This window comes from Streptomyces africanus (assembly GCF_002150735.1).
Classification (GTDB): Bacteria; Actinomycetota; Actinomycetes; order Streptomycetales; family Streptomycetaceae; genus Streptomyces; species Streptomyces africanus.
The window spans coordinates 1-6,593 of record NZ_MUKA01000003.1; the positions used below are offsets into that span (position 1 = coordinate 1).

The 6,593-nt window shown below is 71.0% G+C and carries 6 protein-coding genes and 1 pseudogene; 4 read left to right on the forward strand and 3 right to left on the reverse strand.

Going from position 1 to position 6,593, the window contains the following annotated elements; genetic code table 11:
- The 3 genes from CCL05_RS00840 to CCL05_RS00850 form a co-directional block, all read right to left on the reverse strand.
- The coding region (locus CCL05_RS00840) for an RNA polymerase sigma factor (RefSeq protein ID WP_143589793.1) at positions 1–361 on the reverse strand (361 nt) is incomplete at its 3' end.
- Positions 362–490: 129 nt separating this feature from the next.
- Positions 491–1,018, reverse strand: a complete 528-nt coding sequence (locus tag CCL05_RS00845; protein ID WP_086558517.1) for a hypothetical protein — start codon at positions 1,016–1,018, stop codon at positions 491–493.
- 107 nt (positions 1,019–1,125) lie between these two features.
- On the reverse strand, positions 1,126–2,565 hold the full coding sequence (locus CCL05_RS00850) for a gamma-aminobutyraldehyde dehydrogenase (RefSeq protein ID WP_086558518.1): 1,440 nt from the start codon (positions 2,563–2,565) through the stop codon (positions 1,126–1,128).
- Positions 2,566–2,729: 164 nt separating this feature from the next.
- On the opposite strand from CCL05_RS00850, the gene CCL05_RS00855 reads away from it, so the two are divergent.
- The 4 genes and pseudogenes from CCL05_RS00855 to CCL05_RS45810 all read left to right on the forward strand — a co-directional run.
- Entirely contained in the window at positions 2,730–3,245 is a 516-nt protein-coding gene (locus tag CCL05_RS00855; RefSeq protein ID WP_086558519.1) for an Lrp/AsnC family transcriptional regulator, read from the forward strand.
- Positions 3,246–3,264: 19 nt separating this feature from the next.
- The gene (locus CCL05_RS00860) at positions 3,265–4,626 is read left to right on the forward strand and encodes an aspartate aminotransferase family protein (protein WP_279629917.1); all 1,362 of its coding nucleotides are present in this window, start codon (positions 3,265–3,267) and stop codon (positions 4,624–4,626) included.
- Positions 4,627–4,833: 207 nt separating this feature from the next.
- Entirely contained in the window at positions 4,834–5,583 is a 750-nt protein-coding gene (locus CCL05_RS00865) for an ABC transporter ATP-binding protein (RefSeq protein ID WP_086558521.1), read from the forward strand.
- A pseudogene (locus CCL05_RS45810) lies at positions 5,565–6,593 on the forward strand (hypothetical protein); the annotation flags it as partial. The gene CCL05_RS00865 and the pseudogene CCL05_RS45810, both read left to right, overlap by 19 nt.

Below are 6,593 nucleotides of genomic sequence, written 5' to 3' on the forward strand. Positions count from 1 at the left end.
CGGCGACCTCGCGCCGCTGTCCCTCCAACTGCAGCCTCAGCACGGTCAGTTCGGCGAAGTCGGAGGCCGCCGCCTCCTCCAGCCGCTCCGGGGTGCGGCGCCGGGCGCGGTCGCGTATCTGGCGCATGGCGATCGCCACCAGCCAGGACCGGAAGCTGTCCGGGTCGCGCAGCGCACCGAGGTTGTCGACCGCGCGCAGCATGGTCTCCTGGACGACGTCGTCGACGTCGGCGTGGCCGTTCAGGGCCCGGCCCACGATGTTGTAGACCAGCGGCAGCCAGCCCGCGACCAGCTCGTCCAGCGCCTGCCGGTCGCCGGCCTGCGCCGCCGTGATGACGGCGCGCCAGTGCTGACTGTCCACGGTGGCCTCTCGCCGGCTGAGATCAGTACTTTTCCGCACGCACCCTCTCAGGCAGGACGGGGGCCTTGGCTATGTGGGGGATCACATGCGGGGAGACGGCGTGAAGGTTCCCGGGATAACAGTTTTTTCTCAGCCGCTGGGTACCGGGGCGGCGGCCGCCGGCGCGGTCAGCGCCTCCAGCCGCTTGATCCGCTGCCGTACGACGTACAGCGGGATCACCCCGAGCACCCCGAAGGCCATGTCGATCACCGACCACCAGAAGGGGATCCCGCGCAGCGGTCCGCAGATCAGGGCGAGCGGGATGATCCCCGCGCAGGCGATCATCGCGAACTCGACGACCCAGATGTTGCGGACCGGGTCGCGGTAGGGCCCGTAGAAGGCGACCGCGATCACCAGGTGTGCGAAGGCCAGCCAGTCCGTGCCGTAGAGCAGGAAGGGGTAGTCGGCGTCGGCCTGGTCGAGCCCGGCCCGCACCCGCTCGATCCAGTCGGTCAGACCCGGCAGGTGCTCACCCACGGACAGCGCGCGCAGCAGGTCCTCGGTCCAGCGCAGTTCGTGGACCAGGGGGAAGGCCGTGGCGCCACTGAGCACCAGGCACACGACGAAGAAGACCAGCCAGGCGCGAATGCCCTTCAGCAGGGCGGCTCTGTCGCTCATGGCGGCACTCTACGCCCATGTTGAACATGTTCAAAAACAGTTCCGCGGACAGACGAACGGCCCCGGGCGGCATCAGCGCCCGGGGCCGTCCCGACGGAACGGGGTGACTACGCGTCCAGCGACGTCATCACGTGCTTGATCCGCGTGTAGTCGTCGAAGCCGTACGCCGACAGGTCCTTGCCGTAGCCGGACTTCTTGAAGCCGCCGTGCGGCATCTCGGCGACCAGCGCGATGTGCGTGTTGATCCACACACAGCCGAAGTCGAGCCTCTTGGACATCCGCATGGCGCGGCCGTGGTCCTTGGTCCACACGGAGGACGCGAGCGCGTACTCGACGCCGTTGGCCCACTCCACCGCCTGGTCCTCGTCCGAGAAGGACTGCACGGTGATGACCGGGCCGAAGATCTCCTTCTGGATGATCTCGTCGTCCTGCTTCAGACCCGAGACGACGGTCGGCGCGTAGAAGTAGCCCTTGTCGCCGACCCGCTTTCCGCCGGTCTCCACGCGCGCGTGCGCCGGCAGCCGGTCGATGAAGCCCTCGACCTGCGCGAGCTGGTTGGGGTTGTTGAGCGGGCCGAAGAGCACGTCCTCGTCGTCCGGCTGCCCCGTCTTCGTCTCGGACGCGGCCTTCGCCAGCGCGGAGACGAACTCATCGTGGATGGACTCGTGGACGAGCACGCGCGTGGCGGCCGTGCAGTCCTGGCCGGCGTTGAAGTAGCCGGCGACGGAGATGTCCTCGACGGCCTTGGCGATGTCGGTGTCCTCGAAGACCACGACCGGCGCCTTGCCGCCCAGCTCCAGGTGGACGCGCTTGAGGTCCTTGGAGGCGGACTCGGCGACCTGCATGCCGGCGCGCACCGAGCCGGTGATGGAGGCCATCGCCGGGATCTCGTGCTCGACCATCAGACGGCCGGTCTCGCGGTCGCCGCAGATGACGTTGAAGACGCCCTTCGGCAGGATCCCGCCGAGGATCTCGGCGATCAGCACCGTGGACGCCGGGGTGGTGTCGGACGGCTTCAGGACGACCGTGTTGCCCGCCGCGATCGCGGGGGCGAACTTCCACACGGCCATCATCATCGGGTAGTTCCACGGCGCGACCTGCGCGCAGACGCCGACCGGCTCCCGGCGGACGATGGAGGTCAGGCCCTCCATGTACTCACCGGCCGAGCGGCCCTCCAGCATCCGCGCCGCACCCGCGAAGAAGCGGATCTGGTCGACCATCGGCGGGATCTCCTCGGAGCGGGTCAGCCCGACCGGCTTGCCCGTGTTCTCCACCTCGGCCGCGATCAGTTCCTCGGCGCGCTCCTCGAAGGCGTCCGCGATCTTCAGCAGGGCCTTCTGACGCTCGGCGGGCGTGGTGTCGCGCCAGCCGGGGAAGGCCTCGGCGGCCGCCGCCATCGCGGCGTCCACGTCCGCCTGCCCGGACAGCGGAGCGGTCGCGTACGCCTCGCCCGTCGCGGGATTGACCACCTCGGTGGTCCGTCCGTCGGCGGCGTCCCGGAACTCACCGCCGATGTAGTTGCGCAGACGACGCAGCTCGGTGCTCACTGCCGGCCCTCCAGTTCGGATGTCCAGTACTTGAGACACCCACCCTAGTCGGCCGGTCCACGTTTTCAACACCCCCACTCCCTTCGATCGTACGGAATCCGCAGATGCGAGCAACCCAAACAACGGATTTCATCGATCAGACCTTGCGGAAGTGTCGAGACCTCGTGCACAGTGAGCCGGTGGCCAGTCGAAGCGCAGATCACAGGGACTCCCGCGAGTCCAAGAACGGCGGTCCCCAGCTGGACGCCGTCTCCCTCGCCATCATCGAGCAGCTCCAGGAGGACGGCCGCCGGCCGTACGCCGCCATCGGCAAGGCCGTGGGCCTGTCGGAGGCGGCCGTGCGCCAGCGCGTCCAGAAGCTGCTCGACCAGGGCGTGATGCAGATCGTCGCCGTCACGGACCCGCTCACCGTGGGCTTCCGCAGACAGGCGATGGTCGGCGTCAACGTCGAGGGCGACGTGGAGTCGGTGGCGGACGCGCTCGCGGCCATGTCCGAGTGCGAGTACGTGGTGATGACCGCGGGCTCCTTCGACCTGATGGTGGAGATCGTCTGCGAGGACGACGACCACCTCCTGGAGGTCATCAACAAACGCATCCGGGCCGTCCCCGGAGTGCGCTCCACCGAGAGCTTCGTCTACCTCAAGCTCAAGAAGCAGACCTACATGTGGGGAACCCGATAACCGTGAGGACCCGATAGCCGTGAGCAAGGACCTCTCCCAGACCGCGTACGACCACCTGTGGATGCACTTCACGCGCATGTCGTCGTACGAGAAGGCCCCCGTCCCCACCATCGTCCGGGGGGAGGGCACGTACATCTACGACGACCAGGGCAAGCGCTACCTCGACGGTCTCGCCGGCCTGTTCGTGGTGCAGGCCGGGCACGGCCGCGTCGAGCTCGCCGAGACCGCCTTCAAGCAGGCGCAGGAGCTGGCGTTCTTCCCGGTGTGGTCCTACGCCCACCCCAAGGCCGTCGAGCTGGCCGAGCGCCTCGCGCACCACGCCCCGGGCGACCTGAACAAGGTCTTCTTCACCACCGGCGGCGGTGAGGCGGTCGAGACCGCCTGGAAGCTCGCCAAGCAGTACTTCAAGCTGGTCGGCAAGCCCACCAAGCACAAGGTCATCTCCCGCGCCGTCGCCTACCACGGCACCCCGCAGGGCGCCCTGTCCATCACCGGACTGCCCGCTCTGAAGGCGCCCTTCGAGCCCCTGGTACCGGGCGCCCACAAGGTCCCGAACACGAACATCTACCGGGCGCCGATCCACGGCGACGACCCCGAGGCCTTCGGCCGCTGGGCCGCCGACCAGATCGAGCAGCAGATCCTCTTCGAGGGCCCGGACACGGTCGCCGCGGTCTTCCTGGAGCCGGTGCAGAACGCGGGCGGCTGCTTCCCGCCCCCGCCCGGCTACTTCCGGCGGGTGCGCGAGATCTGCGACCAGTACGACGTGCTGCTCGTCTCCGACGAGGTCATCTGCGCCTTCGGCCGCCTGGGCACGATGTTCGCCTGCGACAAGTTCGACTACGTCCCGGACATGATCACCTGTGCCAAGGGCATGACCTCGGGCTACTCCCCCATAGGCGCGTGCATCGTCTCCGACCGCCTGGCCGAGCCGTTCTACAAGGGCGACAACGTCTTCCTGCACGGCTACACCTTCGGCGGCCACCCGGTCTCCGCGGCCGTGGGCCTGGCCAACCTCGACCTGTTCGAGCGCGAGAACCTCAACCAGCACGTCCTCGACCACGAGGGCGCGTTCCGCTCCACCCTGGAGAAGCTCCACGACCTGCCGATCGTCGGCGACGTCCGCGGCAACGGCTTCTTCTACGGCATCGAGCTGGTCAAGGACAAGGACACCAAGGAGTCCTTCGACGCGGACGAGACCGAGCGGGTCCTGTACGGCTTCCTCTCCAAGAAGCTGTACGAGAACGGCCTGTACTGCCGTGCCGACGACCGCGGCGACCCGGTCGTCCAGCTCGCCCCGCCGCTGATCTCCGACCAGTCGACGTTCGACGAGATCGAGCAGATCCTGCGCGCCACCCTGTCGGAGGCGTGGACGAAGCTCTGAGCCCGCGTCGCTCCGATCGTCTGCATGGATGATCAACACCGGCCCCGGTGCCGCCCGTCCGAGTGAGAAACGGCGGTCCGGGGCCGCGTGCTGTCCGGCGTCCCGCCGCCTTCTGCCTAGCGTGCCAGTGACCGATCGGCCCTGCCTTCGTTCCCCCGCACGGGGGATTGGCACGGGAACTACGGATCTGAACCGAGGTGTACGCCCATGGAGGCCCCGCCGGACAACGACGTGCTCTGGGCACGCGCCCTGCACTTCCAGCACGACGACGGCTCCCCCGCGCTCAGCGGTGTCTCGCTCGGCGTCCGGGAGAGCGAGATCCTCGCCGTCAGCGGCCCGCGCGGCAGCGGCAAGACCACCCTGCTGCGGTGCCTGTCCGGCCTGGTGCCCGTCCGGCGCGGCGAGGTCTGGTTCAACAGCGTGCCCGTGCACACCATGGGCTCCCTCACCCGCGAGCGGCTGCGCCGTGACCGCTTCGGCTGGATCGACCCGGCTCCCTCGCTGGTCCCGGAGCTCAACGCCTGGGAGAACACCGCCCTGCCGCTGATGCTGCGCGGCACCAGCCGGCGCCGCGCCAAGAAGGCGGCCCTGGAGTGGCTGGAGCGCCTGGACATCGGCGAGGGCGCCCGCAAACGCCCGCACCAGCTGGTGCAGGCCGAGCGGCAGCGGGTGTGCATCGCCCGTGCCCTCGCCCCCGCCCCGTCGGTCCTGTTCGCCGACGAGCCGACGGCGTCCCTGCACCGCGCCGACCGCGCCCACGCGCTGCGCACCCTCACCACGGCGGCCCGCTCCCACGGCATCACGGTCGTCCTGGCCACGCACGACCCGGAGACCGCGGCGCTCGCCGACCGCACGGTGTCCCTGCTCGACGGGCGGTGCGTGCAGACGGTGCACCTGCCCCCGGTCGGCGGCCCCACCGAGTCGGAAGGCCGGGCCGCGTGCTCGCTCTCCGTCTGACCCGCGCCGCCCACCCCGCCGTCCAGCTGCGCCGCCTCCTGGTCGCGGCGGCCGCGGCGGGGACGGGTTTCCTGCTGCTGTGCGCCCTCGGCTACGCACTGGGCCACCCCGGCTCCACCGGCGCCGCTCTGCTGCGGCTCGCCTGGTGCGTGGCTCCGCTGGCCGCCACGGTGTACTTCGCGGTCGCTGTGGCCCGCACCGACCCCGCCACGAAGCCCCGCGCCGGCCTCTCCGCGATCGGCCTCGGCCCGCTGCGCCTGATGGCCGTCTCGGCGACGACGACGGCCCTGTCCTGCACCCTGGGCTCGATGCTGGCCCTGCTGTTCTTCCTGCACCTGCGCGGCGACCTGACGGGCATGCCGTTCGACGGCGCGGCCGCCGAGGCCCTCGCGGCGGACCGGCCGCTCCCCCTGCCGGGAGCCCTGACGCTGCTCGCGCTCGTGCCCGGAGCGGCGTCGGTGGCGGTGGCGCTGGCGCTGCGGCCGAGGGAGGCGGGCCCGGCCCCGGCCCGGCCGGCCGGGACGTACGGCCGTTTCGGCACGTACCGGCGCACCGCCACACGCGAGACCTTCGGGGCGTACGGCCGCTTCGGCCGGCAGATCGTCCCGCCCGCGGACGGTCGTGCCACCGAGCCCGGCGCGTCGGCCGGGCAGAACGGCGGGCCGCCTCCGGCGCGGACGGGCGGGTCCGTCCCGGCATCGGCCACGGGCCCGGCCGCACGGGGCGCCGTGAGCACGCTGAGCGCGGTCGAGGACCCGGCCGAGCCGTCCGGGTCAAAGACGGTGGCACAGGGCACCGTGAGCGCGGTGATCCCGGCGGGCAGCGCCGCGCACGCGGCCGGAAGCCGCACGCATGCGGCCGTGGACGCCGCCGCCCATGAGGCCGGGGACACCGCCGCGCGCGAGGCCGGGGACACCGCCCGGCACCCGGCGGCACCGGGCGGCGACGGCGATCCCGCCGCTGCCGACGCGGCCCTGCCGGAAGCCGCCCTGCCCGGCACCGTCCTGCCC